This window comes from Pseudomonas sp. P20 (genome assembly GCF_016463925.1).
In the GTDB taxonomy this organism is placed as follows: Bacteria; Pseudomonadota; Gammaproteobacteria; order Pseudomonadales; family Pseudomonadaceae; genus Pseudomonas; species Pseudomonas aeruginosa.
In genome coordinates, this window is sequence record NZ_JAEMVM010000003.1 from 117,099 (window position 1) to 143,104 (window position 26,006).

Genomic DNA, 26,006 nt, shown 5'->3' on the forward strand with positions numbered 1-26,006 from the left:
CCTCAGGCTCCCCGCTGCCAGAGCGCGTAATGTACGTTGCCGGCTTTCTTTTCCCGGTGCAGCCGCCAGTTTCCGGGCAGGCCGAGGGACGAGGGGACGCTCTCGCTCTCGGTATAGATCCAGGCGTCGGGGTTCAGCCAGCCGCGGGTTTCGAGCAGGCGGCAGGCGTCCTGCAGCAGGTTCTGATGGAACGGCGGGTCGAGGAACACCAGGTCGAAGGCGCTCGGAGCCTGGTTTCCCAGGTAGCGCACGGCATCGCCGAGGACCAGTTGGGCGGTGCCGCACTTGAGCGCGTCGAGGTGGTTGCGCAGGGCCGCCACCGCTTCGCCGTTGGTATCCAGGGCCAGCCCTTCGCGGGCGCCGCGCGACAACGCCTCGAGGAACAGCGCGCCGCTGCCGGCGAAGGGATCGAGCACCCGTGCGCCTTCGACATAGGGTGCCAGCCAGTTGAACAGGGTCTCGCGGACCCGGTCCGGGGTCGGTCGCAGGCCGGGCCCGTCGGGAAAGACGAAACGCCGGCTGCGCCATTCGCCACCGATGATCCGCAGCTGTCCCTGGCCGCCGTGGCGGCCGGGGGCTTTCGCAGTAGGTTTGCTCATCAATGCTCCGGAACGCCGCTGGGTTGCTGGGCCGGCTTGGCGGTGGGTGGCGGCAGGGGTTTCTGCGGCACGCTCGGGCCGGCGCTGACGATGACGAAGGCGTCGGCGTCCAGGTGCTTGGCCATGGCGGTCCTGACCTGTTCGACGCTGAGTCCCTCGACCTGCTTGAGGAAGCTTTCCAGGTAGTCCAGCGGCAGGCCGTAGAAACCGATGGCGCCGAGCTGGCCGACGATGTCGGCGTTGCTCGCGGTGGACAGCGGGAAGCTGCCGGCCAGTTCGCGCTTGGCGTCGTCCAGTTCCTTCTGGGTCGGGCCGTTGGCCAGGTAGTCGCGGACGATGTCCTGGACCAGCTTCAGCGCCCCCTCGCTGAGTTCGGCGCGGGTCTGGAAGTTGATCATGAACGGACCGCGTGCCTGCATGGCGGTGAAGCCGGAATAGATGCCGTAGGTCAGGCCGCGCTTTTCTCGCACCTGGTCCATCAGGCGGGTGCCGAAGCCGCCGCCGCCGAGGATCTGGTTGCCCAGGTAGAGCGCCGCGTAGTCGGGATCCTGGCGGTCGATGCCAAGCTGGGCGAGCATCAGGTGGGTCTGCTCGGAGGGGAAGTCGATGTGCGTCAGGCCGGGCTTGGGCGTTTCCGGCTGGACGGTCTTGGCCAGCGCCGGGCCCTGGGGCAGCGCCTTGGAGACTTCCGCGGCGATCGCTTCGGCCTCCTGCCGCGAGAGGTCGCCGACCAGCGCGATGACCACGTTGCCGGCGGCGTAGGCCTTCTTGTGGAACGCCTGCAATTGTTCGCGGCTGATCGTTGGAACGGACTTTTCGTCGCCGTCGCTGGAGTGCGCGTAGGGATGCTCGCCATAGAGGCGCTTGAACAGCTCCAGGCCGGCCAGCTTGCCGGGGTTCTGCTTCTGGTACTCGAAACCGGCCAGGACCTGGTTCTTGATGCGTGCCAGAGCGTCCTCGGGGAAGGTCGGCTGGCCGATCACCTGTTCGAACAGCTTCAGCGCCTGGGTCCGCTTGTCGGCATCGGACAGGCTGCGCAGGCCGGCCACCGCCATGTCGCGGTAGGAGCCGTTGCTGAACGAGGCGCCGAGGTCCTCGAAGCCGGCGGCGATGGCAGTGGTGTCCTTGCCCGGCACGCCTTCGTTGAGCATGGCGTTGGTCAGCATCGACAGGCCGGGGGTGCCGGCGTCCTGGCTGCTGCCGGCGGCGAAGGTCAGGCGCAGGTCGAACATCGGCAGTTCATGGGCTTCGACGAACAGTACCTTGGCACCTTCGGCGGTCTTCCATTCCTGGATGTCCAGCTTGCGATGGACCGGCGCCTGCTTGGCGACGTCCTTCAGCGACTGCAACTGGTTTTCCTCGACCGCCGCGGCATGGGCCGCCGCCGGGGTCTGGGGGGGACGCGCGACGAAATAGGCCAGCGCGGCCAGCAACGCGATGACGATCAGGCCGAGCAGGCCATAACGCAGCCCTGTGCGCTCACTCATGACGGGCCTCCTTTTCCTCGGCCTTCACAGGCAGCACTTGCGCCAGGGTCAGGCGCGACGGGGTGAAATAGGTGCGGGCGGCTTTCTGGATATCGTCCGGAGTCACTGCCTTGAGGGCCTCCAGGTCCTGGTCGATCAGCTTCCAGGACAGGCCGACGCTTTCCAGCTGGCCGATGCTGCTGGCCTGGGCGGCGATGGAGTCCTTCTCGTAGACCATCCCGGCGATCATCTGCGCGCGCACGCGCTCGATCTCCGCGGCGCTGGGCGGGTTCTGCTTGAGGTCATCGAGCTGCTTCCACAGACCGGCCTCGACCTGCTCGAGGGTCTTGCCCTTCTGCACGTTCGGCGTGGCCGAGAGGACGAACAGGCTGTCGCCGCGGTTGAACGCGTCATAGTAGGTGGAGGCGCCGGCGACCAGCTCCTCGCCGCGCTCCAGGCGTGAGGCCAGGCGGGCGCTGTAGCCGCCATCGAGCAGCGCGCCGATCAGGCGCAGGGCGTTGACTTCGCGAGGGTTCTCGCTGCTGCCCAGGCTGGGCACGTTGAAGCCCATGATCAGGTTCGGCAGCTGGGTGCGTACGTACAGCTTGAGCCGGCGCTCGCCGGGCTCGGCCAGTTCCAGCGGCTTGCGCGCCGGCGGCAGCTGGCGCCAGGGGATCTCGCCGAAGTAGCGCTTGGCGAGGGTCTTGACCTCGTCGGCGGTGACGTCGCCGACCACTACCAGGGTGGCGTTGTTCGGCGCGTACCAGGATTCGTACCAGTGGCGCAGGTCGTCGATGGTCATGCGCTGCAGGTCGGCCATCCAGCCGATGGTCGGGGTGTGGTAGCCGCTGGCCGGGTAGGCGGCGGCCTTGAAGCGCTCGAAGGCGAGGGCGTTGGGATTGTCGTCGGTGCGCAGGCGGCGCTCCTCCTTGATCACCTCGATCTCGCTCTTGAACTGGTCGGCCGGCAGGCTCAAGTGGGCCATGCGGTCGGCTTCCATCTCCAGCGCCACCGGCAGGCGGTCGCGGGCCAGGACCTGGTAATAGGCGGTGTAGTCGTCGGTGGTGAAGGCGTTCTCTTCCGCACCCAGGTCGCGCAGCACCCGCGAGGCTTCGCCCGGGCCGAGCTTGCGGCTGCCCTTGAACATCATGTGTTCGAGGGCGTGGGACAGGCCGGTGAGCCCGGGTGTCTCGTAGCTGGAGCCGATCCTGTACCAGAGCTGGGAAACCACCACCGGGGCGCGGTGGTCTTCACGCACTATGACCTTCAGGCCGTTGTCGAGGCTGAACTCGTGGGTGGGCTGGGTTTCCGCCGCCTGGGCGAAAAGCGGGAGACAAAGGCTGGCTAGGAGCAGGCCGACGCGGCGGCGAGCTGGGGTTTTCATGGTGATCTGGACCTTTCGTGCCGCCACCGGGGTCTCAGGTCACTGCGGGGCAGGACCCTTAGCCCCGTCGGGCGAGGAGATGCTAGGATACCCATCCGTTTTCCGGGCGGCCACGTCCCGTGCCGCTCCCTTGAGATACAAGCATTCATGTTTGGTTCCAACGACGACAAGAAGGCCCCGCAGGGCGGGGAAAAGAAAGGTCTGTTCGGCTGGTGGCGGAAAAAGCCGCAAGCCGGCGAGCAGCCTGCCGATCAGCCTGTCGAGCCGGTCTCCGAGACAGCGGCCGCCGAGCAGCGCGCGCCTGCCGATGACGTGGCGCAATCCCTGACAGAACAGCCAGGTCGGCAGCAGCCCTCCGCTGCCGAGCCGGCCGAGCCGGCGCCGGTTGCCGAAGCACCGCTCGCCAGTGACGAGCCAGCGTCGGCCGAGGAGCATTCGCCCCGGCCCGAGGCGCCCGTCGCGCAACCCGAGCCTATCCTGGCTGCCGAGCCCGAGCCCGTTGCGCCGCTGGCCGCCGCTCCGGCAGTCAGCGAGCCGGCGACCAGGCCGGGCTTCTTCGCCCGCCTCCGGCAGGGACTGTCCAAGACCAGCGCCAGCATCGGCGAAGGCATGGCCAGCCTGTTCCTCGGCCGCAAGGAAATCGACGACGACCTGCTCGACGACATCGAGACGCGCCTGCTGACCGCCGACGTCGGCGTCGAGGCCACCACCCTGATCGTGCAGAACCTGACCAAGCGCGTGGCGCGCAAGGAGCTGGCCGACAGCGGCGCGCTGTACAAGGCGCTGCAGGAAGAGCTGGCCAGCCTGCTGCGCCCGGTGGAGCAGCCGTTGCAGGTCGACGTCGCGCGCGAGCCCTATGTGATCCTGGTGGTCGGGGTGAACGGCGTGGGCAAGACCACCACCATCGGCAAGCTGGCGAAGAAGCTGCAACTCGAGGGCAAGAAGGTCATGCTGGCCGCCGGCGACACCTTCCGCGCCGCCGCCGTGGAGCAGTTGCAGGTCTGGGGCGAGCGCAACCGCATCCCGGTGATCGCCCAGCACACCGGCGCCGACTCCGCCTCGGTGATCTTCGACGCGGTGCAGGCCGCCAAGGCCCGCGGCATCGACGTGCTGATCGCCGATACCGCCGGACGCCTGCATACCAAGGACAACCTGATGGAGGAGCTGAAGAAGGTGCGCCGGGTGATCGGCAAGCTGGACGAGACGGCGCCCCATGAGGTCCTGCTGGTGCTCGACGCCGGCACCGGGCAGAACGCCATCAACCAGGCCAAGCAGTTCAACCTCGCGGTGGAGCTGACCGGCCTGGCCCTGACCAAACTGGACGGCACCGCCAAGGGCGGGGTGATCTTCGCCCTGGCCAAGCAGTTCGGCCTGCCGATCCGCTATATCGGTGTCGGCGAGGGGATCGACGATCTCCGTACCTTCGAGGCCGACGCCTTCGTCCAGGCACTCTTCGCAGAGCGGGAGAACGCATGATCCGCTTCGAGCAGGTCGGCAAACGCTATCCCAACGGCCACGTAGGCCTGCACGAGGTGTCCTTCCGCGTGCACCGTGGCGAGATCCTCTTCGTCACCGGCCACTCCGGCGCCGGCAAGAGCACCCTGCTGCGCCTCATCCTGGCGATGGAGCGACCGACCAGCGGCAAGCTGTTGCTCGGCGGCCAGGACCTGGGGCGCATCACTACCGCGCAGATCCCTTTCCTGCGCCGGCAGATCGGCGTGGTGTTCCAGAACCACCAACTGCTCACCGATCGTACGGTGGCGGACAACATCGCCCTGCCGCTGCAGATCCTCGGCATGCCCAAGCCGGAGATCGCCAAGCGCGTGGCCTCGGCCCTGGAGCGGGTGAACCTGAAGGAAAAGGGCGAGGCGTTGCCTTCCGACCTTTCCACCGGCCAGCAGCAGCGGGTCGGCATTGCCCGCGCCATCGTCCACCAGCCGGCCCTGCTGCTGGCGGACGAACCCACCGGCAACCTCGACCCGCGACTCGCGTCGGAAATCATGGGCGTGTTCGAGGATATCAATCGCCTGGGCACCACCGTACTGATCGCCAGCCACGACCTGGCCCTGATCGCCCGTATGCGCCATCGCATGCTGACCCTGCAGCGTGGCCGGATCATCGCTGACCGTGAGGACGAGGCCTGATGAGCGCCAACGATCTTCCCCGTGGCCCCGAAGAGGGCGCACCGGAACGCAAGACCCGCGAGAAACCGAGCCAGGAACAGACCGACTGGAGCGGCTCGTTCAGCGCCTACCTGGAAAGCCATCGCGCCAGCCTGGTGGACAGCCTGCGCCGGTTGTTCGGCCACCCGTTCGGCAGCTTCTTCACCTGCCTGGTGATGGGTATCACCCTGAGCCTGCCGATGGGCCTCTCGCTGCTGCTGAACAATGTCGAACGGCTCGGCGGCTCCTGGCAGCGCGCCGCGCAGATCTCCCTGTTCCTCGACCTGAAGACCAGCGAAAACCAGGGCCAGGACCTGCGCGAGCAGATCGAACGCCTGCCGGACGTGATCGAGGCCCAACTGATCAGCCGCGAGCAGGCGCTCAGCGAATTGCAGGAACAGTCCGGCCTGGGCGAAGCGCTCAAGGAGCTGCCGGAGAACCCGCTGCCGCCGGTGATCTCGGTCACGCCCAAGCAGATCGACCGGGCCGGCCTGGAGGCACTGCGCCAGCAGCTCGCGGAGCTGCCTCATGTGCAGCAGGCGCAGCTCGACCTGGTATGGGTCGAGCGCCTGAGCGCGATCCTCAAGCTCGGCGAACGCTTCGTCTTCGGCCTGACCATCCTGCTGGTGCTGACCCTCTTGCTGGTGGTGGGCAACACCATCCGCCTGCACATCGAAAATCGCCGTAACGAAATCGAGGTGATCAAGCTGGTCGGCGGGACGGACGGTTACGTGCGCCGGCCATTCCTGTACATGGGCGCGTTGTACGGCCTGGGCGCGGGCATCCTGTCCTGGGCGCTGCTGGCCTATTCGCTGAACTGGCTGAACGGTTCGGTGGTCAACCTTTCAGGGCTGTACGGCAGCGACTTCGGCCTGCAGGGCGTGCCGCTGGACGACGGCCTGTCGCTGACCGTGGGCGCGGTGCTGCTTGGCTGGGTCGGCGCCTGGCTGGCCGTGGCCCGCCACCTGCGCGAGCTGGCGCCGCGCTGAGGACAGGCGGATCACGACCGGCCAGCGGGTCGCTGTAAAGGAACTTATACACCCGCTTGCAGTCAGATATCCGAGTGCTACACTGCGCGAGTTTCGTGAATCGGAGGATTCGCATGACCACTTCTTTGCAACCTGTACATGCCTTGGTTCCAGGCGCAAACCTGGAAGCCTACGTGCACTCGGTGAACAGCATTCCGCTGTTGTCGCCGGAACAGGAGCGTGAACTGGCCGAACGCCTCTTCTATCAGCAAGACCTGGAAGCGGCGCGGCAGATGGTGTTGGCGCACCTGCGCTTCGTTGTTCATATCGCCAAGAGTTATTCGGGGTACGGCCTGGCCCAGGCCGACCTGATCCAGGAAGGCAACGTCGGCCTGATGAAGGCCGTGAAGCGTTTCAACCCGGAAATGGGCGTTCGCCTGGTGTCCTTCGCCGTGCACTGGATCAAGGCGGAGATCCACGAGTTCATCCTGCGCAACTGGCGGATCGTCAAGGTCGCCACCACCAAGGCGCAGCGCAAGCTGTTCTTCAACCTGCGCAGCCAGAAGAAGCGCCTGGCCTGGTTGAACAACGAGGAAGTCCATCGCGTCGCCGAGAGCCTGGGGGTCGAGCCCCGCGAAGTGCGCGAGATGGAAAGCCGCCTGACCGGCCAGGACATGGCGTTCGACCCGGCCGCCGACGCGGACGACGAGAGCGCCTACCAGTCGCCGGCGCATTACCTCGAAGACCACCGCTACGACCCGGCGCGCCAGTTGGAAGACGCCGACTGGAGCGACAGCTCCAGCGCCAACCTGCACGAGGCGCTGGAAGGCCTCGACGAGCGCAGCCGCGACATTCTCCAGCAGCGCTGGCTGTCCGAGGAGAAGGCCACGCTGCACGACCTGGCGGAAAAGTACAACGTTTCCGCCGAGCGTATCCGGCAGCTGGAAAAGAACGCCATGAGCAAGCTGAAAGGGCGGATTCTCGCCTGATCGCCGCGCCTCGCGAAAACCGCACCCCGCAAGGGTGCGGTTTTTTTCTGCCCGGAGGAATCCCATGCCGCGCAATACCCGCTGGCTGTTCTACCTGTCGCTGGCGGTCCTGACCTTCGTCGTCGGCGCCTGGCTGGTCCGTACGCCGGAACCGGCACGGCCGTTGCCGTGGCTGGCCGACTGGCAGGAGCAGGTGCTGGCGCCGTTGGCGGACAACGCCTTGACCCTGCGCCAGCTGCACGACGCGGTGGATGGCGAGTTGTGGGTGGACCCGCGCCTGGATGGCGTGCGCCTGGCCTTCCGTGGCCGCCTGCTGGGCGACGGCGGCCCCTGGCAGGTGGAAGGCGAGCTGGGCCTGAGCGCCGAGGAGCAACTGAGCCTGCAGCGGGCATCTGCGTTGCAGCCTGGCAGCGCGCCGCAGCCATTGAGCGCCGGATTGGAAGGACAGTTGGGCGACAAGCCGATCGTGGCGCTGAGCATGATTCCCGAAGGCAGGGTCGGTGCCGAGCGGCTGCTGGCCAGTCTCGGCCAGCCGCGCCTGCGCCTGCAACTGGCCCAGGGCGAGGCCTGGGTCTATCCGCAACTGGGCCTGACCGCGCACCTGCCGGACGACGACTTGCGACTGATGCTCGCGGTGCCGCGCCAGGCCCTGGAAAAACCGCCGCGTTGAGCTTTCAGCGCTCCAGGCGCAGCAGGTAGTCGTCGCCGCCCAACTGCCACATCTGCTGGCGAATCCAGGCCGCGCGCTGGCGTACGTAGGGGCCCGGCCTGGCCGCGCTCCATTTCAGCGGGCTGGGCAGCACCGCGGCGAGCTGGCTGGCCTGGGTGCGGCTCAGGCGCTCGGCGTCGAGGCCGAAGTGATAGCGTGCCGCAGCCTGCGCGCCGAAGACGCCCGGGCCCCATTCGGCGCTGTTCAGGTAGACCTCGAGAATCCGTTGCTTGGTCCAGAGCGTCTCGATCAGCAGGGTGAACCAGGCCTCCAGGCCCTTGCGCAGCCAACTGCGCCCGGACCAGAGGAAGACGTTCTTCGCCACCTGCTGGCTGAGCGTACTGGCGCCGCGGATACTGCCGCCGCGCTCGTTGTGCGCGAGGGCCTGCTGGATGGCCGGCAGGTCGAAGCCGTGGTGCTCGGCGAAGTGCTGGTCCTCGCCGGCGATCACCGCGACCTTCAGGCTGTCCGGCAACTGCTCCCAGGAGCGCCAGTCGCGCTGCAGGTCGATGGGCTGGCCGTCGACCCAGGAGCCGACCTTGCGTTCGACCATGACCATGGTCCCCGGTGGCGGCACCCAGCGCAGGACCGCGACCAGCACGACGCTGGAGGCCATGAACCAGAGCAGGTACTTGAACAGGCGGCGGAACAGGGATCGCAACATGCGCGGCTTGGCTTGGAAGAAGGGGGCGGCCATTATAGCGGGCTGGATGCTATCACCGGAGTCTTGTCCATGCTTCGTCCCTTCCTGTTGTTGGCGGCATTTTTCGGTTTCACCGGCGTGGCCCTCGGGGCGTTCGCCGCCCACGGCCTGAAGAAGCAGCTGAGCGCCGAGTACCTGGCGGTATTCCAGACCGGCGTGCACTACCAGTTGATCCATGCCCTGGCGCTGTTCGGCGTGGCGCTGCTCGCCACCCGCCTGGACGGCCGCCTGGTGAGCGCGGCGGGTGGCCTGTTCACGCTGGGCATCCTGCTGTTCTCCGGCAGCCTCTACCTGCTGACCCTCAGTGGCATCGGCAAGCTCGGCATCGTCACCCCGTTCGGCGGCGTCTCCTTCCTCGCCGGCTGGCTGTGCCTGGGGCTGGCCGCCTGGCGCCTGGGCAACGCCTGAGACCGGTTGCCTCAGGCGGCGCACTTGTCGACAAGGCGCCTTGGTCATCGGGGTGGATCGGGCTAGAATGCCGCTCCCTTTCACTTTCGTGACCGTCCAGCCATGCAGATTCAACTGAACGGCGAGCCCTTCGAGCTGCCCGACGCGCAGAGCGTCGCGGACCTGCTGGCCCGCTTGGAGCTTGGCGGCCGCCGCGTGGCCGTCGAGCTGAACCTGGATATCGTGCCGCGCAGCCAGCACGCCAGCACCGCGCTCAAGGATGGCGACCGCGTGGAGATCGTCCACGCCATCGGCGGCGGCTAGGCCTGGCCCCCGAACCCTTCCATCGGCCCCGCAAGCCTTTCCATCCAGGAGTCATCCGATGAGCCAAGCATCCAGTACCGATACCCCCTTCGTCATCGCCGGCCGTACCTATGGCTCGCGCCTGCTGGTGGGGACCGGCAAGTACAAGGACCTCGACGAGACCCGCCGGGCCATCGAGGCCTCCGGAGCGGAGATCGTCACGGTGGCGGTGCGGCGCACCAACATCGGGCAGAATCCCGACGAGCCGAACCTGCTGGATGTGATCCCGCCGGATCGCTACACCATCCTGCCGAACACCGCCGGCTGCTATGACGCGGTCGAGGCCGTGCGCACCTGCCGCCTGGCCCGCGAGCTGCTGGACGGGCACAACCTGGTCAAGCTGGAAGTCCTCGCCGACCAGAAGACCCTGTTCCCCAACGTCGTCGAGACCCTCAAGGCCGCCGAGCAACTGGTGAAGGACGGCTTCGACGTGATGGTGTACACCAGCGACGACCCGATCATCGCCCGCCAACTGGCCGAGATCGGCTGCATCGCGGTGATGCCGCTGGCCGGCCTGATCGGCTCCGGCCTGGGCATCTGCAACCCCTACAACCTGCGCATCATCCTCGAGGAAGCCAAGGTCCCGGTGCTGGTCGACGCCGGCGTGGGCACCGCTTCCGATGCAGCGATCGCCATGGAGCTGGGTTGCGAGGCGGTGCTGATGAACACCGCCATCGCCCATGCCAAGGACCCGGTGATGATGGCCGAGGCCATGAAGCACGCGATCGTCGCCGGTCGTCTCGCCTACCTGGCCGGACGCATGCCGCGCAAGCTGTATGCCAGCGCCTCGTCGCCGCTGGACGGCCTGATCGACTGATACCGACTACCTGGGGCGGGCTGTCCGCCGGATGCGGGAAGCGTCCGGCAGGCAGCCCGCCCTTCTGTCTCTAGCAAGGTTTTCTTTTCCATGAGCGATACCCCGCAATCCCCGGCCCAGGACTCCCTGGCGGAACACGACGAAGCACGGCCGATGCGCACCGTGAAGAGCTTCGTGATGCGCGCCGGGCGCATGACCGAAGGCCAGCAGCGTGGCCTCGACCTGGGCTGGCCGAAGTTCGGCCTGGAACTGAGCGATGAGGTCCAGGACTTCGACGCGATCTTCGGTCGCCAGGCGCCGCGGACTTTCGAGATCGGCTTCGGCATGGGCCATTCCACCCTGGAAATGGCCGCCGCTGCGCCTGACATCGACTTCATCGGCGTCGAGGTGCACAAGCCGGGCGTCGGCGCGCTGCTCAATGGCCTGCTGACCCAGGGCCTGGGCAACGTGCGGGTGTATAGCTGCGACGCGCTGGAAGTGCTGCGCCACTGCGTGGCCGACGCCAGCCTCGATCGGCTGCTGCTGTTCTTCCCCGATCCCTGGCACAAGAAGCGCCACCACAAGCGGCGGATCGTCCAGCCGGAATTCGCCGAACTGGTGCGGCGCAAGCTGAAGGTCGGCGGCGTGCTGCACATGGCCACCGACTGGGAGCCCTATGCCGAGCACATGCTGGACGTCATGAGCGCGGCGCCGGGCTACCGCAACCAGGCCGAAGACGGCCGCTTCGTGCCGCGCCCGCAAGAGCGTCCGGTGACCAAGTTCGAGCGGCGCGGGGAGCGCCTGGGACATGGCGTCTGGGACCTCAAGTTCGAGCGCGTCGACTGATCCACCGCACCAGCGACGTACCCCTGGCGCCGAACCGGCGCCGGGACTCCAAGCAGACCGGGAACACCCGGCGGACCTCACCTTCAAGCTGCACGTTTCCCGGCTTCGGCCGGATCCAATAATAAGAGCGGCACGGCTCGGCCGGCTGCAAAGGAGACTGCTGTGTTGAAGAAACTGGGCATCCTGTTGCTCGGGGCCGGTTGCGCCTGGGCGGCGCAGGCCAAGGTAGACGAAGTCCAGGCCGCACGCCTGGACCAGGACCTGACCCCGCTGGGGGCGGAGCGGGCCGGCAACGCCGATGGCAGCATCCCGCCCTGGACCGGCGGCATCACCCAGGCGCCGGCCGGCTACCGGCCCGGCATGCATCACCTCGACCCGTTCGCCGCCGATCGTCCGCGCCTGGTCCTCGACAGCCGCAACATGGCCGCCTACCAGGCGCTGCTGACGCCGGGCACCCAGGCCTTGCTGCAGGCCAACCCGGACTACCACCTGCGGGTCTTCCCCACCCGCCGCAGCGCATCCCTGCCGCAGCGCCTGTACGACGCTACCCGCGCCAACGCCAGCCGCGCCGAGCTGATCGCCGACGGCAACGGCGTGCAGGGCGCTGCCGCCGGCGTGCCCTTCCCCCTGCCGCAGAGCGGCCAGGAAGCGATCTGGAACCACATCATGCGCTACCGCGGCGAGCAACTGCACCTGCAGACCAACCAGGCGGCGGTGCTGGCCAACGGCAGCTACAACCTGCTCAAGCTCGACCGCTACCTGTACTTCGTCTATGGCCGCGAGGGGATGATCCCGGAGAACCTCGACAACACGTTGTTCTACTACAAGTACAAGGTGGTCGCGCCGGCGCGCCTGGCCGGTTCGGCGCTGGTGGTGCAGGAAACCCTCGACCAGGTGCTGTCGATCCGCAAGGCCTGGCGCTTCAACCGTGGCGAGCGGCGCGTGCGGCGCTTGCCGACCCTGGCCTACGACAGCCTGCAGCCGGATACCAACGGCATGGCCACGGCGGACACCGTGGATGTCTACAACGGTGCACCGGACCACTACGAGTGGGCGTTGCTCGGCAAGCGCGAGATGCTGGTGCCTTACAACAGCTACGCGGTGCACCAGAAGGGCCTCGCCTATGGCGACATACTCAAGAGCCGCTTCATCAATCCCGACCTGCTGCGCTACGAGCTGCATCGCGTCTGGGTGGTCGAGGCGACCCTGCGCAAGGGCTTCAGCCATCCCTACGCCAAGCGCCGCTTCTACCTCGACGAAGACAGCTGGCAGATCCTCGCCGCCGACATCTACGACAAGGATGGCGTGCTGACCCGGGCCCAGGAAGTCCATCCGATCAACTACTACGATGTGCCGCTGGTCTCCAGCACCCTGGAAGCGATCTACGACTTCAAGGGCGGCCGCTACTTCGTCGATGGGCTGGACAACAACGAGCCGATGTACGACTTCGGCGTGCAGGTCGGGCCGCGCGACTTCACCCCGCAGGCGCTGCGCCGGGAGGGGAACTGAGGCGGACGGCCCTCAGACGATCAGCTCGGCGCCGCGTAGCGTGCCGTCGTCGTCCAGGCGCGCCGGCGCCGGGCTGATCTGCAGGTACTTGATGCTGTCCCGCGGGATCAGCAGCAGGTCGCCGTCGACCTCGACGCTGAGATAGGGCGTGTCCAGTTGCTGGCGGATGCTGCGGGCGACCTCGGCCGGGTCGTCCTGCTGGCGCGGGAAGCGCAGCGACAGGCGCTGGCCGTCGGTGAAATGCAGATAGAGGTGCTTGATCGGTTTCATGCGGGCTCCCGGAGGCCATGACGCTCTTGGGGACGGCGCTGGCCGCCGGGAGACCGGGGGCTCAGCTGCGATCGGCGATCATGCCGATCACGAAGAACACTAGCAGGAGCACGGGCGCCAGGGTGTAGTTGTTGAAGTAGCCGAGGCCCTTGGCCAGCCAGGGGGTGACGAAGACCATCGCCAGGCCGTAGCCGACCGCGCAGATCAGCACGAACAGCAGGGTGCGGAAGACGAAGTTGAGGCTGCCGATGCGCTGCTGTACCCAGGCGTTGATCGCCGGGCCGAACAGCACCAGCAGGGTGGCCATGATGGCCAGGGAGATGTCCGACAGGTGGCTGCGGCTCCAGCGCGACAGGGTGGCGATCAGGTCCAGCGCGTAATCCATCGAGGGTTCCTTGTAACGAATCGGCGTGTCGGTCGGCGGAGTTTACCTGCCTGCCGGCACGGATGGGCGTGCATCCGTCGTCACGGCAGGAAATGTTGCAGCAGGTCGTTGAGGAACAGCTGGCCGCGTTCGCTGGGACGCAGGTGCTGCGGGTCGTCGGCGAGCAGCCCGGCGTCGCGCGCGGCGGCGCAGGCATCGGCGATCGCCGCCAGTGGCTGGCCGGTGCGCTGCGGGTAGAGCGCGGCGGGGACGCCGTCGACCAGGCGCAGCACGTTCATCATGAACTCGAATGGCAGGTCGGCCGCTTCCAGCGGGCGCTCGCCGGCCTGGAAGGCCTTTTGCGGGTTGAGGTAGTCCTTCGGCAGGCGGGTCTTCCAGGTCCGCACGATGCGTCCGTCCGGCGCGCTCAGCTTGGCGTGGGCGCCGGCGCCGATGCCGAGGAAGTCGCCGAAGCTCCAGTAGTTCAGGTTGTGCCGGGCGCGCAGGCCGTCGCGGGCGTAGGCGGAGGTCTCGTACTGGCGGTAGCCGTGCTCGTCGAGCAGGGCCTGGCCGGCTTCCTGGATGTCCCAGAGGATGTCGTCCTCGGGCAGCTCCGGCGGCTGGCTCCAGAACACCGTGTTCGGCTCCATGGTCAGTTGGTACCAGGAGAGGTGCGTGGGGGCCAGGGCGAGGGCCTGGCGCAGGTCGGCCAGGGCGTCGTCGAGGCTCTGCCCGGGCAGGCCGTGCATCAGGTCGAGGTTGAAGTTGTCGAAGCCGGCCTGGCGCGCCATGTCGGCGGCGCGCACTGCCTCGGCGCCGTCGTGGATGCGCCCCAGGGCCTGCAGCTTGTCGGCCTGGAAGCTCTGCACGCCGATGGACAGGCGATTGATGCCGAGGCGCCGGTAGTCGGCGAACTTGACCTGTTCGAAGGTGCCGGGATTGGCTTCCAGGGTGATCTCGATGCCGTCGGCGAAGCCGACCCTGCGCTCGACGCCTTCCAGTAGCCGGCCCAGGGCCTTGGCCGAGAACAGGCTGGGCGTGCCGCCGCCGAAGAAGATCGAACCCAGGCGCCGGCCGTGGACATGGCGCAGGTCTTGCTCCAGGTCGGCGAGCAGGGCGTCGACATAGGCCTCTTCGGGCAGCTCCGGGCCAGCGGCGTGGGAGTTGAAGTCGCAATACGGGCACTTGCGCACGCACCACGGGATGTGCACGTACAGGGCCAGGGGCGGGAGCTGGAACGGGGTGGCTTGGGTCACGGCGGGGCGGGGTGGAGGCGGTTTCGGGGCGCTATCGTGGCATGAGTTCGGCCAACCTCCAAGGCGGCCGGACGAAACGCCGTGCCGACGCCGCCCGGGGGCGGCGCCGGCGGTTGCGGCTCAGAGACCCAGGCGCTGCTTGAGCAGGGCCATGGCGCGGGCTCGGTGGCTGAGGCGGTTCTTCTCCTCGGGCGCCAGCTCGGCGCTGGAGCAGTCGCGTTCCGGCACCCAGAACAGCGGGTCGTAGCCGAAGCCGTGGGCGCCGCGGGCTTCGCGGAGGATGCGGCCTTCCCAGATGCCCTCGCAGAGGATCGGCAGCGGGTCGTCGGCGTGGCGCACCAGCGCCAGCACGCTGACGAACTGTGCGCCGCGCTCGGCGTCCGGGACATCCTTCATGGCCTCCAGCAGCTTGGCGTTGTTCGCCGCGTCGCCCCGGCCGGCGGCATAGCGCGCCGAGTAGATGCCCGGCGCGCCGCCGAGGAAGTCCACCGCCAGCCCGGAGTCGTCGGCCAGCGCCGGCAGGCCGGAGAGGCGTGCGGCGTTGCGTGCCTTGAGGATGGCGTTCTCGACGAAGGAAAGACCGGTTTCCTCCGGTTCCACCTGGCTGAACTCGCCGATCGAGCGCACCTTCACGCTGGCGCCGAGCATGGCCTGGAGTTCCTTGAGTTTGCCGGCATTGTGGCTGGCCAGCACCAGCTGTTCGAGCTTGATCATTCGTCCGGGAAGATTTCCTTGTTGAAACTGAAGGTTTGCGCAGGTTCGCCCTTGGCCTCGACCTTGATGGTGAAGACCAGGGTCTCGCGCTGGCTGATCGGGAATTGCGCCAGGTTGTAGATGGCGCCTTCCTCGCTGACTCGGCGGAACTCCAGGGGGATGACCTTGCCGGTCAGGTCCTTGGCCGAGCCGGTCACGGCGGCCTCCACCGGCTTGCCTTTCTCCATCGGCACCACGTTGATCACGCCCTGCGCCTTGCTGCGTACCAGGCCGACCGCGCTGGCCACGTTGGGCTGGAGGAAGCTGGAGTTGAACACGTTGTAGTGGACGTCCAGGTCGCCGAAGCGCTGCACCTGCTCGGCGAGGACCGGCAGGCTCAGGCAGAGGCCGAGGACGAAAGCGGTGAAGCGGCGCATGGTGGTTTCTCCTGAAAGGTGGCATGGACGTTGTCCATGGTCTGCTGCCGGCGGCCTTGGCCGGCTTCGGCAGCGCTCTCCCGAGGACGAGCGGAGGGGCGCCCGGCCCTGGCCCGCAGCCTGGCGCGTTCCTAGACGGCGAGGTTGCGGGTCTGCACTCCGGGTCCGGTGACCCGGTAGATTCCAATCTCACCCAATAGATTAGGCCACAGCCGGCTGGCCCAGCCATGCCGGTGGTCACGGTCCACGGCCAGGCGGTCGAGCACGCGCATGCGCAACTGGCGGCACAGGCGCTCGAAGTCCTGGAAGGTGCAGAAATGGATGTTCGGCGTGTTGTACCAGGTATACGGCAGGAACTCGGAGACCGGCATCCGGCCGTTGCGCGCCAGGTACCAGCGGCAGCGCCAGTGGCCGAAGTTGGGGAAAGTGATGATGCAGGTCTTGCCGACCCGCAGCATCTCTTCGAGGATCTTGTCCGGATAGTGCACGGCCTGTAGCGCCTGGGTCATCACCACCACGTCGAAGCTGTCGCTGGCGAAGTTGCCCAGGCCCTTGTCGAGGTCCTGCTCGATCACGTTCACCCCGTTTTCGATGCAACGGGCGATGTTGTCGGGATCGATCTCCAGGCCGTAGCCGCTGACCTGCTTGTGGTCGCGCAGCCAGGCCAGGAGTTCGCCGTCGCCGCAGCCGAGGTCGAGGACGCGGCTGCCGGCGGGAATCCATTCCTGGATGATTTCGAGATCGGCGCGCATCGGATCCTCACACGCTGATGCGGTTCATGTAACCGCTGAAGGCTTGCAGGTACCGGGGGATCGGCATGAGGAAGGCGTCGTGGCCTTGCGGGGCGTCGATCTCCAGGTAGCTGACGTTCTTTTTCGCCGCGATCAGGGCGTCGACGATTTCCCGCGAGCGGGCCGGCGAGAAACGCCAGTCGGTGGTGAAGGACATCAGGCAGAAGTCCGCCTCGACGCCCTCCAGGGTGCGCACCAGGTCGTCGCCGTGGGCGGCGGCGGGGTCGAAATAGTCCAGCGCCTTGGTCATCAGCAGGTAGGTATTGGCGTCGAAGCGGGTGGAGAACTCCTCGCCCTGGTAGCGCAGGTAACTCTCGACCTGGAACTCGACGCTGTGCAGGTCGTAGTTGAGCTTCTCGGTCTTCAGTACGCGGCCGAACTTGGCGCCCATGGCGTCGTCGGACAGGTAGGTGATATGGCCGACCATCCGCGCCAGCTTGAGGCCGCGCTTGGGAATCACGCCCTGTTCCTGGAAGTAGCCGCCGAGGAACTCAGGGTCGGAAAGAATCGCCTGCCGGGCGACTTCGTTGAAGGCGATGTTCTGCGCCGACAGCTTCGGCGCGCTGGCGATGCACAGGCAGTGACGGACGCGCTCGGGGTAGCTGATGGTCCATTGCAGCGCCTGCATGCCGCCGAGGCTGCCGCCGACCACCGCGGCCCACTGGCGGATGCCGAGGCGGTCTGCCAGGCGCGCCTGGCTATGCACCCAGTCTTCCACCGTGACCATCGGGAAGTCCGCGCCGTAGACCTTGCCGGTCGCCGGATTGATGCTGGCGGGGCCGCTGGATCCGTTGCAACCGCCGAGGTTGTTGAGGGCGACGACGAAGAACTTGCGGGTGTCGATCGGCTTGCCCGGACCGATGCAACTGTCCCACCAGCCCGGCTTGCGCTCGTCGACGCTGTGGTAGCCGGCGGCGTGGTGGTGACCGGAGAGGGCGTGGCAGATCAGCACCGCGTTGCTCTGCGTGGCATTCAGCTCGCCGTAGGTTTCGATCACCAGGTCGTACTCGGCCAGGGACTTGCCGCTGGTCAGCTCGAGCGGTTCGTTGAAGTGCAGCGTCTGGGGGGAGACCAGACCGACGGAGTCGTCGGGGAAGACTGTGGGCATCGACCCTGCTCTCGAACAAAGGAGGGCGCCAGTCTAAAGAGCGTCGCCCCCAGCGGCAAGCGCGCTGGCGCGCGCCGTGGGAGCGGGGTCAGGCGCGCTGCGAGCCGGGCAGGTTGACCACCTTGGCCTGGCGCTGCAGGGGCGAGGGGCGGCGCAACTGGCGGAGGATGTCGCCGGCTTCGCGCAACTGTTCCTGCAATTCCCCGGCGAACCCGGCGAAGGCCTGGCTGCGCTGGCGTACCTGCTGGGTCTCCTGGGCCAGGCCCTTGAGGCGGAGCATGTGGCTTTCGAGCAACTGTTTGTTTTCCAGGGTGTGCTGCATCAGCGGCATCAGCGCGTCGTTGGCCCAGCGCTCGGTTTCCTCGCGCAGGCGCTGGTGCAGGCCGACCACCTCCTGCACCAGGGTGGCGAAGAAGCGCCGGGTCAGCAGGCGTTGCTCGGTAAGCACGGTCTTCAGCTGCAGGCGGAACTGGTCGCCCTTCTTCTTCAGTTGCAACAGTTCGCGCTGGTAGCGCTGGACCCGTAGCTGCGGCGCGTCGAGGGCGTAGAGCGGGTTCTCCTCGTTGTGCCGGCGGTAGATGGCGGCGACCATGCGGTTGGCCATGCCGGCCTCGTGCTCGAGGTTGTCGAGGTCGTGCTCCACCGCGCGGAAGAACGCCAGGATCGCCTGGTTGATGCCGACCGTGGTCAGGCTGCCGTTGAGGTTGCGCCGCACCTTCTGCAGGTGCTGTTCCATGCGTTCGCTGCGGATCGTCTCGCGCAGCGTCGCGCCCTGGTGCTGCAGCAGGCGCTGGTTGGTCTTCAGGTTGAGCAGGCGGCGGTGGTGGCGGCCGTGGTCGTCCTTGGTCTTCGCGGTCAGTTCGAACAGCAGTTGGCCGCTGTCGCGCTGCTTGTCGTCGAGCAGCGCGCGCTGTTCCTCGACCTTCTCCAGGCGCAGGCGCAGCAGATGCTGGCTGTTGTGCAGCAGGCCAAGGACCTGGCCGAGCACGGCGTTCTCCAGCAGCGCTTCCTTCTGCGCGACGATGCGCTCGCAGAGCAGCGCTTCCAGCCGATCCAGGCGACTGCGTTCGAGCAGCGCCGGTTCGCCGCGGACCTTGGCCAGCAGCGCCTGCTTCGCCGACAGCGGCAGCACGTCGCCGCGCTGCAGGCCGAGCTGGCGGGCCGTGCCGTCCTGGATCAGGCGGATGGCGTTCTGTACGAAGCGCTCGCCGGAAAGGTCGTCCCAGAGCACGTCGATCTTGTTCAGCACGGCGAACAGGCTGCTGTGGCCGTCCTCGCGCAGTGGCTGGATGTACTTCTGCCAGATTTCCATGTCCGAGGCGGTGACACCGGCGTCGGCGGACAGCAGGAACAGGATCGCCTGGGCGTTGGGCAGCATCGACAGGGTCAGCTCCGGCTCGCTGCCGAGGGCGTTCAGGCCGGGTGTGTCGAGGATCCGCAGGCCCTGGCGCAGCAGCGGGTGGTCGAAGTTGACCAGGGCGTGGCGCCAGGCCGGGACGCGCACCTGGTCGGGCTCGTCGGCGGCTTCCAGGGCATCCGGGTGGAAGCCGAGCTGGATCGCCTGTTCCACCGGCAGCGCCTTGGTCTTGGCGACCTGGGCGAAGGCCTGGGCCATGCCCTCCGGGTCGCCGGTGTCCAGCGGAATGTTCACCCAGTGGCGCGGCACGCGCTTGAACTGGGCGACGCTGGCGTCGGCCAGGCGCGTCTCGATCGGCAGCAGGCGGATGTAGCTGCGCTCGGCGCGCGGATCGTGGAACAGCTCGGTGGGGCACATGGTGGTGCGCCCGGCGTGGGACGGCAGCATGCGCTGGCCGTAGCCGGCGAAGAACAGGCTGTTGATCAGCTCGGTCTTGCCACGCGAGAACTCGCCGACGAAGGCCAGGGTGATGTGGTCCGCGCGTAGTTGGCGCAGGGCGCGTTCGAGCTTGGCCTCGACCGCCGGGCTGTTCAGCCGGCTGCGCTCCAGCCAGCCGCGATAGCGGGTGATTTCCCGCATCAGCTCGCGCTTCCAGGCGACGTAGGCGTCGATTTGATGGCTGAGTCTTTCCATGCTCATCCAGGGGCTCCAGGGCGCGGGACCGGCGGGGGAAGGATGGCGTGGATTATGCAGGGGAGCGGGGGAGCGTCAATTGGCCTGCTTCACATTCCTGCACGTAAGGTCGGTCAAGCGGGTCGAGCGGCGATCCCCAGTTCCTCCGGCAATCGGGTCGGACGGCGGATGCGCACCCGTTTCTGCCGGTTCAGCTCGCCGCTTTCGAGACTCACCAGGCTCTTGGCCACGCCGAAGGCCTTGCCGAGGAAGGCCAGCAGATGGGCGTTGGCCTTGCCCTCCACCGGCGGTGCGGTGAGGCGGATCTTCAGGCGCTCGCCGTGCAGCCCGGCGAACTCGTCGCGGCTCGCCTTGGGCTGCAGGTGGCAATCGAGGAGCAGGTCCTCGCCGTCCCAGCGGTAGAAGCTCAGAGGAAAATGCTCAACTGCTGGGGCATGCCGGTCATGGCCGCCAGGTTGTTGATCACCAGCATGTCGATCAGCTTCAGCGCGAGGAACGCGAAGATCGGCGAGAGATCCAGTCCGCCAAGGTTCGGCAGGAGCTTGCGGAACGGCATCAGCAGCGGTTCGCAGATCTGGTTCACCAGTTGCGCGCCAGGGTTGTAGCTGCCCGGGGCGACCCAGGAAAGGATCACGCTGATGATCAGGGCGAAGAAGAACACCTTCAGGAACAGCGAGGTGACGGCGATGATCGACCAGATCAGCAGTTGCATGATGAAGCCGCCGACGCCGTAGCCCATCAGCATCAGGATCAGGATCATCAGCACCAGCTGGATCAGGATCGCCAGCACCAGCGAGGCCAGGTCGATCCCACCGAAGCCGGGGATGATCCGCCGCAGCGGGTTCAGCAGCGGCTTGGTGGCGCGCACGATGAACTGGCTGAGGGGGTTGTAGAAGTCCGCGCGGACCAGCTGCAGGATGAAGCGCAGCAGCACGATCAGCAGGTAGAGGCTGCCGAGGGTCTGGAGGATATAGATAGCAGCGGTGTTGAGGCCGATCATCGACTACTCCTTATTGGCCAAGCTGTTCGGCCAGCTCGGCGGAGCGCTGGCTGGCGGCGTTCAGGGCCTGCTCCACCAGTGCTTCGAAGCCGTTGGCCTGGAAGGATTTGATCGCCGCCTCGGTGGTGCCGTTGGGCGAAGTCACCCGGCGCCGCAGTTCGGCCGGCTCGACCTCGCTGGACAGCGCCATCTGCGCCGCACCGAGGGCGGTCTGCAGGGTCAGGCGCGAGGCTGTCTCGCGGGACAGGCCGAGCTTCTCGCCGGCGTTGGTCATGGCCTGCATCAGCAGGAAGAAATACGCCGGGCCGCTGCCCGACACTGCGGTCACCGCGTCGATCTGCGCTTCGTCGTCCAGCCACAGGGCGATGCCTACCGCAGACAGCAACTGCCCGGCCTGCTCGCGTTGCGCGGCGCTGACCTGCGCGTTGGCGTACAGCCCACTGGCGCCCTGGCGCAGCAGCGCCGGGGTGTTGGGCATGCAGCGGACCACCGGGCGCGGCTGGCCGAGCCAGGCTTCGAGGCTGGCGCAGGGGATGCCGGCGGCGATGGAGACGATCAGTTGCTCCGGCTTCAGCGCCGGCGCCAAGGCCTGGCACACGGATTTCATGGCCTGCGGCTTGACCGACAGGACCACGACGTCGGCGTCGGCCACGGCCTCGGCGTTGGACTCGACCACGTCGATGGCGAACTCGCCGGCGATCTTCGCGCGTTGCTCGGCGCCCGGGTCGCTGGCGCGGATCTGCGCCGCCGGCACGCCTTGGGCGCGCAGGCCGCCGATCAGGCTGGCGGCCATGTTGCCGGCGCCGATGAACGCTATGCGGGGTGTGCTCATAGGGGATTCCTTCAAGAAGCCGGCGCGCCGTAGTCGCGGGCGCCGAACAGGGCGGTACCGATGCGGACCCAGGTCGCACCTTCGCCGATGGCTGCCTCGAGGTCGTCGCTCATGCCCATGGACAGGGTGTCCAGGCCAAGGTTCAGGTCCAGCAGCAGTTCGCGCAGGCGGGCGAACGCGGCGTGTTGCGCGGCGCGTTCGGCGGTGGGTTCGGGGATGGCCATCAGGCCACGCAATCGGAGGTTGGGCAGTTGCTTCACGGCCTCGGCCAGGGCCGGCAGGTCCTCGGGGGCGCAGCCGGACTTGCTGGCTTCGCCGCTGACGTTGACCTGCAGGCAGACATTCAGGGGCGGCAGCCCGGCCGGGCGTTGCTCCGACAGGCGCTGCGCGATCTTCAACCGGTCCACCGAGTGCACCCACTGGAAATGCTCGGCGATGGGCCGCGTCTTGTTCGACTGGATGGGGCCGATGAAGTGCCAGTTCAAGGGCAGGTCGGCCAGTTCGGCCTGCTTGCCGAGGGCCTCCTGCAGGTAGTTTTCGCCGAAGTCGCGAAGGCCGGCGGCGTGCGCCTCGCGCACCGCGGCGGCGGGCTTGGTCTTGCTCACGGCGAGCAGGCCGACCGTGGCCGGATCGCGCCCCGCAGCTTGCGCTGCCTCACGGATGCGCGCGGCAACCTTTGCAATATTCTCTGCTATCGTGGACATTACCTGCGCCCTATGGAAGTGCGGTCGGCGTCGGCTCGACGCCCTCGAAACCGCCGGCCTCGATGGCCATCTTCCTGTTCCAGTGTCGAGGTTCCGCGTCTGGCGCAGGACACCACGCGTGTCCTGGAAGCACCCTGGCTCATCCGGTGTTTTCCTTGTCCGAGACGGCGGCTTTGGCGGCATTCTACCTGCTTGCTTGTAATTGGGGAGTCCCATGGATATTACCGAGCTGCTCGCCTTCAGTGCCAAACAGGGCGCTTCGGACCTGCACCTCTCCGCCGGCCTGCCACCCATGATCCGGGTGGATGGCGATGTACGCCGGATCAACCTGCCACCGCTGGAACACAAGCAGGTGCATGCGCTGATCTACGACATCATGAACGACAAGCAGCGCAAGGACTTCGAGGAATTCCTCGAGACCGACTTCTCCTTCGAGGTGCCGGGCGTCGCGCGTTTCCGGGTCAACGCCTTCAACCAGAACCGTGGCGCCGGCGCGGTATTCCGGACCATTCCCTCCAAGGTACTGACCATGGAGGAGCTTGGCATGGGAGAAGTGTTCAAACGTGTTTCAGACGTCCCGCGCGGGTTGGTACTGGTCACCGGGCCGACCGGTTCGGGCAAGTCCACCACCCTGGCGGCGATGCTCGATTACCTGAACAACACCAAGTACCACCACATCCTCACCATCGAGGACCCGATCGAATTCGTCCACGAATCGAAGAAGTGCCTGGTCAACCAGCGCGAGGTGCATCGCGACACCCTCGGCTTCAGCGAAGCGCTGCGCTCGGCGCTGCGGGAGGACCCGGACATCATCCTGGTCGGCGAGATGCGCGACCTGGAAACCATCCGCCTGGCCCTGACCGCGGCGGAGACCGGCCACCTGGTATTCGGCACCCTGCACACCACCTCGGCGGCGAAGACCATCGACCGGGTGGTCGACGTGTTCCCGGCCGAGGAAAAGGCCATGGTTCGCTCGATGCTCTCCGAGTCGCTGCAATCGGTGATCTCGCAGACCCTGATCAAGAAGATCGGCGGCGGCCGGGTGGCGGCCCACGAGATCATGATCGGCACCCCGGCGATCCGCAACCTGATCCGCGAGGACAAGGTCGCGCAGATGTATTCGGCGATCCAGACCGGCGGCTCGCTGGGCATGCAGACCCTCGACATGTGCCTCAAGGGCCTGGTCGCCAAGGGCCTGATCAGCCGCGAGAACGCCCGCGAGAAGGCGAAGATCCCGGAAAACTTCTGATCCTGGCGCCGATCCGCCGCGCTTCGCCCGAATCCCGGAACTGCGTCTAGGATTCAAGAGCGGGAGAGCGGTACCGTAGGCGCATTCCTACCTATCCTTGCCGGCGAGCGCGTCCAGCGCCCGCTCGCCCGCATCCGGCTCGCCGTCGCGGCGCGCCCCTGAGTGAGCGAGAACATCATGGAATTCGAAAAGCTGCTGCGCCTGATGGTGGAAAAGGGCGGCTCCGACCTGTTCATCACCGCCGGCGTACCGCCGTCGATGAAGGTCAACGGCCGGGTGATGCCGGTGACCAAGACGCCGCTGTCGCCGGAGCAGACCCGCGAGACCGTGCTAGGCGTGATGAACGAGCAGCAGCGCCGCGATTTCGCCGAGAACCATGAGTGCAACTTCGCCATCAGCGCCCGCGGCATCGGCCGCTTCCGGGTCAGTGCCTTCTACCAGCGCAACCTGGTGGGCATGGTATTGCGCCGGATCGAGACCAACATCCCGACCCTGGAAGAGCTGAAGCTCCCGGAAATCCTCAAGAAGCTGGCGCTGACCAAGCGCGGCCTGGTGATCTTCGTCGGCGCCACCGGCACCGGCAAGTCCACCTCGCTGGCGGCGATGATCGGCTACCGCAACAAGAACTCCACCGGGCACATCATCTCCATCGAGGACCCGATCGAGTACATCCACCAGCACCAGGGCTGCATCGTCACCCAGCGCGAGGTGGGGCTGGACACCGACTCCTTCGAGGTGGCGCTGAAGAACACCCTGCGCCAGGCGCCGGACGTGATCATGATCGGCGAGGTGCGCTCGCGGGAGACCATGGACCACGCCGTGGCCTTCGCCGAGACCGGCCACCTGTGCCTGGCGACCCTGCACGCGAACAACGCCAACCAGGCGCTGGAGCGGATCATCCACTTCTTCCCGGCCGACCGTCATGGCCAGGTGTGGATGGACCTGTCGCTGAACCTCAAGGCCATCGTCGCCCAGCAACTGGTGCCGACCCCCGACGGCAAGGGGCGGCGGGCGGTGATCGAGGTGCTGCTGAACACCCCGCTGGCCGCCGACCTGATCCGCAAGGGCGAGGTGCACGAGCTGAAGCCGCTGATGAAGCGCTCCACCGAGCAGGGCATGCAGACCTTCGACCAGGCGCTGTACCAGCTCTACACCCAGGGCGAGATCACCTACGAGGACGCCCTGGCCCACGCCGACTCGGCCAACGACCTGCGTCTGATGATCAAGCTCGGTTCGGAAAGCGACGCCGACCACCTGTCGAGCCTGACCCAGGGCCTGAGCCTGGAAATCACCGACGACGACCCTGCCGGCCGGCGCTTCCGCTGAACCGTCTTCAGTAGGCCAGCGGCTCCTCGGCCTGGGCGCAGGCCGAGGTTTCCAGTTGCAGGGTGCTGTGTTCGATCTCGTAGCGGTCGTGCAGCAGCGCCTTCACCGTTCCCAGCAGCGCCTCGGCATCGACCAGGGCCGGGTCGTACACCAGATGGCTGGTCAGGCTGATCTTGCCGCTGGTGATCGACCACACATGCAGGTCGTGCAGCCCGGTCACGCCGGGAATCCCCAGCAGCGCTTCGCGCAGCTCGGCCAACTGGATTTCCTTCGGCACCCCTTCGAGCAACACATGCAGGCTCTCGCGCAGCAGGATCCAGGTGCGCGGCAGGACCCAGAAACCGATCAGCACCGCCACCAGCGAGTCGACCCAGGCCCAGCCGGTGAAACGGATCACGATCGCGGCGACGATCACCCCCAGCGAGCCGAGCATGTCGCTCCAGACCTCCAGGTAGGCGCCCTTGACGTTCAGGCTGTTGCCCTGGGCCGGCGCCAGCAGGCGCATGCTGGCCAGGTTCACCAGCAGGCCGAGCACGGCGATCACCAGCATGCCCACGGACTGGATCTCCGCCGGCTGGTTGAGCCGCTCGTAGGCCGCGTAGAGGATATAGAAGGCCACGCCGAACAGGAGGAAGGCGTTGAACGCCGCGGCGAGGATCTCGAAGCGGTGGTAGCCGTAGGTCAGGCGATCGTTGGTCGGGCGCCTGGCGATGTTGATCGCGGCCAGGGCGATGGCCAGGGCCACGGCGTCGGTGAGCATGTGCGCGGCATCGGAGATCAGCGCCAGGCTGCCGGTGAGGATGCCGCCGACGACCTCGGCGACGAGGAAGCTTCCGGTCAGCAGCAACGCCCATTTCAGGCGGGTCGAGTTGGTCTGGGCGAAGCTGTGCTCGTGTCCGGCGCTCATGGCGGCTCCTGTGGGGCGGTGGCGGCAGCACCAGCCTACAGGATAGGCAATTGCAAAACTGTCATGCGCCGGGCCGCTCTGGCGCGGCGTCCGCCGCTCCGCTAACCTGCGGCTCAAGCGCGGCCGCAGCCGCGCACG

Annotated in this window: 29 protein-coding genes; 12 read left to right on the top strand and 17 right to left on the bottom strand. The window is 67.2% G+C overall.

Features of this window, described 5'->3' with window-relative positions:
- Positions 1-2: 2 nt before the first annotated feature.
- Genes rsmD through JHD77_RS04745 form a run of 3 tightly spaced genes read right to left on the bottom strand, consistent with a single transcriptional unit; the run spans position 3 to position 3,476 of the window.
- Positions 3-599, bottom strand: a complete 597-nt coding sequence (rsmD, locus tag JHD77_RS04735) for a 16S rRNA (guanine(966)-N(2))-methyltransferase RsmD (protein ID WP_003102864.1) — start codon at positions 597-599, stop codon at positions 3-5.
- Positions 599-2,086, bottom strand: a complete 1,488-nt coding sequence (locus JHD77_RS04740; protein ID WP_003102862.1) for a M16 family metallopeptidase — start codon at positions 2,084-2,086, stop codon at positions 599-601. The genes rsmD and JHD77_RS04740 overlap by 1 nt, the downstream gene beginning before the upstream one ends.
- The gene (locus JHD77_RS04745; protein WP_003084498.1) at positions 2,079-3,476 is read right to left on the bottom strand and encodes a M16 family metallopeptidase; all 1,398 of its coding nucleotides are present in this window, start codon (positions 3,474-3,476) and stop codon (positions 2,079-2,081) included. Before JHD77_RS04745 ends, JHD77_RS04740 begins: the two co-directional genes overlap by 8 nt.
- A 120-nt stretch (positions 3,477-3,596) precedes the next feature.
- Between JHD77_RS04745 and ftsY the strand changes: the two genes are divergently transcribed.
- The 5 genes from ftsY (at position 3,597) to JHD77_RS04770 (ending at position 8,238) form a co-directional block, all read left to right on the top strand.
- Positions 3,597-4,925 (top strand): signal recognition particle-docking protein FtsY, encoded by a 1,329-nt coding sequence (ftsY, locus tag JHD77_RS04750; RefSeq protein WP_031757009.1) that lies wholly within the window; start codon positions 3,597-3,599, stop codon positions 4,923-4,925.
- Positions 4,922-5,593, top strand: a complete 672-nt coding sequence (ftsE, locus tag JHD77_RS04755) for a cell division ATP-binding protein FtsE (RefSeq protein WP_003084505.1) — start codon at positions 4,922-4,924, stop codon at positions 5,591-5,593. The genes ftsY and ftsE overlap by 4 nt, the downstream gene beginning before the upstream one ends.
- Positions 5,593-6,600, top strand: coding sequence for a permease-like cell division protein FtsX (ftsX, locus tag JHD77_RS04760; protein ID WP_003084508.1), 1,008 nt, complete (start codon positions 5,593-5,595; stop codon positions 6,598-6,600). Before ftsE ends, ftsX begins: the two co-directional genes overlap by 1 nt.
- 113 nt (positions 6,601-6,713) lie before the next feature.
- Positions 6,714-7,568 (top strand): RNA polymerase sigma factor RpoH, encoded by an 855-nt coding sequence (gene rpoH / locus JHD77_RS04765; RefSeq protein WP_003084510.1) that lies wholly within the window; start codon positions 6,714-6,716, stop codon positions 7,566-7,568.
- Positions 7,569-7,632: 64 nt separating this feature from the next.
- On the top strand, positions 7,633-8,238 hold the full coding sequence (locus JHD77_RS04770) for a hypothetical protein (RefSeq protein ID WP_003084511.1): 606 nt from the start codon (positions 7,633-7,635) through the stop codon (positions 8,236-8,238).
- A gap of 4 nt (positions 8,239-8,242) precedes the next feature.
- On the opposite strand, the gene mtgA is transcribed toward JHD77_RS04770, so the two are convergent.
- A complete protein-coding gene (mtgA, locus tag JHD77_RS04775) occupies positions 8,243-8,974 on the bottom strand; it encodes a monofunctional biosynthetic peptidoglycan transglycosylase (RefSeq protein WP_073658746.1) in 732 nt (243 codons plus the stop codon).
- Between the two features lie 36 nt (positions 8,975-9,010).
- On the opposite strand from mtgA, the gene JHD77_RS04780 reads away from it, so the two are divergent.
- The 5 genes from JHD77_RS04780 to JHD77_RS04800 all read left to right on the top strand — a co-directional run bounded on the left by JHD77_RS04780 (position 9,011) and on the right by JHD77_RS04800 (position 12,881).
- The gene (locus JHD77_RS04780; RefSeq protein ID WP_003084513.1) at positions 9,011-9,388 is read left to right on the top strand and encodes a DUF423 domain-containing protein; all 378 of its coding nucleotides are present in this window, start codon (positions 9,011-9,013) and stop codon (positions 9,386-9,388) included.
- A gap of 102 nt (positions 9,389-9,490) precedes the next feature.
- Positions 9,491-9,691, top strand: a complete 201-nt coding sequence (gene thiS / locus JHD77_RS04785; RefSeq protein ID WP_003084514.1) for a sulfur carrier protein ThiS — start codon at positions 9,491-9,493, stop codon at positions 9,689-9,691.
- A gap of 58 nt (positions 9,692-9,749) precedes the next feature.
- Positions 9,750-10,547 (top strand): thiazole synthase, encoded by a 798-nt coding sequence (locus tag JHD77_RS04790; protein WP_003084517.1) that lies wholly within the window; start codon positions 9,750-9,752, stop codon positions 10,545-10,547.
- 153 nt (positions 10,548-10,700) lie between these two features.
- Complete coding sequence (trmB, locus tag JHD77_RS04795) at positions 10,701-11,372, top strand: tRNA (guanosine(46)-N7)-methyltransferase TrmB (protein ID WP_003118800.1); 672 nt, start codon at positions 10,701-10,703, stop codon at positions 11,370-11,372.
- 162 nt (positions 11,373-11,534) lie between these two features.
- Complete coding sequence (locus tag JHD77_RS04800; protein ID WP_003114884.1) at positions 11,535-12,881, top strand: DUF1329 domain-containing protein; 1,347 nt, start codon at positions 11,535-11,537, stop codon at positions 12,879-12,881.
- 12 nt (positions 12,882-12,893) lie between these two features.
- On the opposite strand, the gene JHD77_RS04805 is transcribed toward JHD77_RS04800, so the two are convergent.
- The 12 genes from JHD77_RS04805 to JHD77_RS04860 all read right to left on the bottom strand — a co-directional run bounded on the left by JHD77_RS04805 (position 12,894) and on the right by JHD77_RS04860 (position 22,386).
- Positions 12,894-13,151, bottom strand: a complete 258-nt coding sequence (locus tag JHD77_RS04805; protein ID WP_003084524.1) for a hypothetical protein — start codon at positions 13,149-13,151, stop codon at positions 12,894-12,896.
- Positions 13,152-13,212: 61 nt separating this feature from the next.
- A complete protein-coding gene (locus JHD77_RS04810; protein WP_003084525.1) occupies positions 13,213-13,536 on the bottom strand; it encodes a DUF3392 domain-containing protein in 324 nt (107 codons plus the stop codon).
- An 80-nt stretch (positions 13,537-13,616) separates the two neighbouring features.
- Positions 13,617-14,771, bottom strand: coding sequence for a radical SAM family heme chaperone HemW (gene hemW / locus JHD77_RS04815; protein WP_003114885.1), 1,155 nt, complete (start codon positions 14,769-14,771; stop codon positions 13,617-13,619).
- Positions 14,772-14,891: 120 nt separating this feature from the next.
- Positions 14,892-15,485, bottom strand: a complete 594-nt coding sequence (gene rdgB / locus JHD77_RS04820) for an RdgB/HAM1 family non-canonical purine NTP pyrophosphatase (RefSeq protein WP_031757006.1) — start codon at positions 15,483-15,485, stop codon at positions 14,892-14,894.
- Positions 15,482-15,901 carry a DUF4426 domain-containing protein gene (locus tag JHD77_RS04825; RefSeq protein ID WP_003100965.1) on the bottom strand — a complete coding sequence of 140 codons (420 nt, stop codon included), beginning with the start codon at positions 15,899-15,901 and terminating at the stop codon, positions 15,482-15,484. Before JHD77_RS04825 ends, rdgB begins: the two co-directional genes overlap by 4 nt.
- 131 nt (positions 15,902-16,032) lie before the next feature.
- A complete protein-coding gene (gene metW / locus JHD77_RS04830) occupies positions 16,033-16,653 on the bottom strand; it encodes a methionine biosynthesis protein MetW (protein ID WP_003084530.1) in 621 nt (206 codons plus the stop codon).
- A 7-nt stretch (positions 16,654-16,660) separates the two neighbouring features.
- The gene (gene metX, locus JHD77_RS04835) at positions 16,661-17,800 is read right to left on the bottom strand and encodes a homoserine O-succinyltransferase MetX (RefSeq protein WP_003084535.1); all 1,140 of its coding nucleotides are present in this window, start codon (positions 17,798-17,800) and stop codon (positions 16,661-16,663) included.
- An 88-nt stretch (positions 17,801-17,888) separates the two neighbouring features.
- The gene (locus tag JHD77_RS04840; RefSeq protein ID WP_003121751.1) at positions 17,889-19,856 is read right to left on the bottom strand and encodes a dynamin-like GTPase family protein; all 1,968 of its coding nucleotides are present in this window, start codon (positions 19,854-19,856) and stop codon (positions 17,889-17,891) included.
- Between the two features lie 107 nt (positions 19,857-19,963).
- Positions 19,964-20,260, bottom strand: a complete 297-nt coding sequence (locus JHD77_RS04845) for a DUF167 domain-containing protein (protein WP_031628111.1) — start codon at positions 20,258-20,260, stop codon at positions 19,964-19,966.
- Complete coding sequence (locus tag JHD77_RS04850; protein WP_003084544.1) at positions 20,257-20,850, bottom strand: YggT family protein; 594 nt, start codon at positions 20,848-20,850, stop codon at positions 20,257-20,259. The genes JHD77_RS04845 and JHD77_RS04850 overlap by 4 nt, the downstream gene beginning before the upstream one ends.
- Positions 20,851-20,860: 10 nt before the next feature.
- Positions 20,861-21,682, bottom strand: a complete 822-nt coding sequence (gene proC, locus JHD77_RS04855) for a pyrroline-5-carboxylate reductase (protein ID WP_031757004.1) — start codon at positions 21,680-21,682, stop codon at positions 20,861-20,863.
- A gap of 11 nt (positions 21,683-21,693) precedes the next feature.
- Positions 21,694-22,386, bottom strand: a complete 693-nt coding sequence (locus JHD77_RS04860; RefSeq protein ID WP_003084549.1) for a YggS family pyridoxal phosphate-dependent enzyme — start codon at positions 22,384-22,386, stop codon at positions 21,694-21,696.
- 214 nt (positions 22,387-22,600) lie between these two features.
- Between JHD77_RS04860 and pilT the strand changes: the two genes are divergently transcribed.
- Both pilT and pilU read left to right on the top strand, forming a co-directional pair.
- Complete coding sequence (gene pilT / locus JHD77_RS04865; protein ID WP_003084552.1) at positions 22,601-23,635, top strand: type IV pilus twitching motility protein PilT; 1,035 nt, start codon at positions 22,601-22,603, stop codon at positions 23,633-23,635.
- Positions 23,636-23,812: 177 nt separating this feature from the next.
- A complete protein-coding gene (gene pilU, locus JHD77_RS04870) occupies positions 23,813-24,961 on the top strand; it encodes a type IV pilus ATPase PilU (protein WP_003100959.1) in 1,149 nt (382 codons plus the stop codon).
- A 7-nt stretch (positions 24,962-24,968) separates the two neighbouring features.
- On the opposite strand, the gene czcD is transcribed toward pilU, so the two are convergent.
- The gene (czcD, locus tag JHD77_RS04875) at positions 24,969-25,868 is read right to left on the bottom strand and encodes a CDF family zinc transporter CzcD (protein WP_003100957.1); all 900 of its coding nucleotides are present in this window, start codon (positions 25,866-25,868) and stop codon (positions 24,969-24,971) included.
- Positions 25,869-26,006 lie beyond the last annotated feature (138 nt).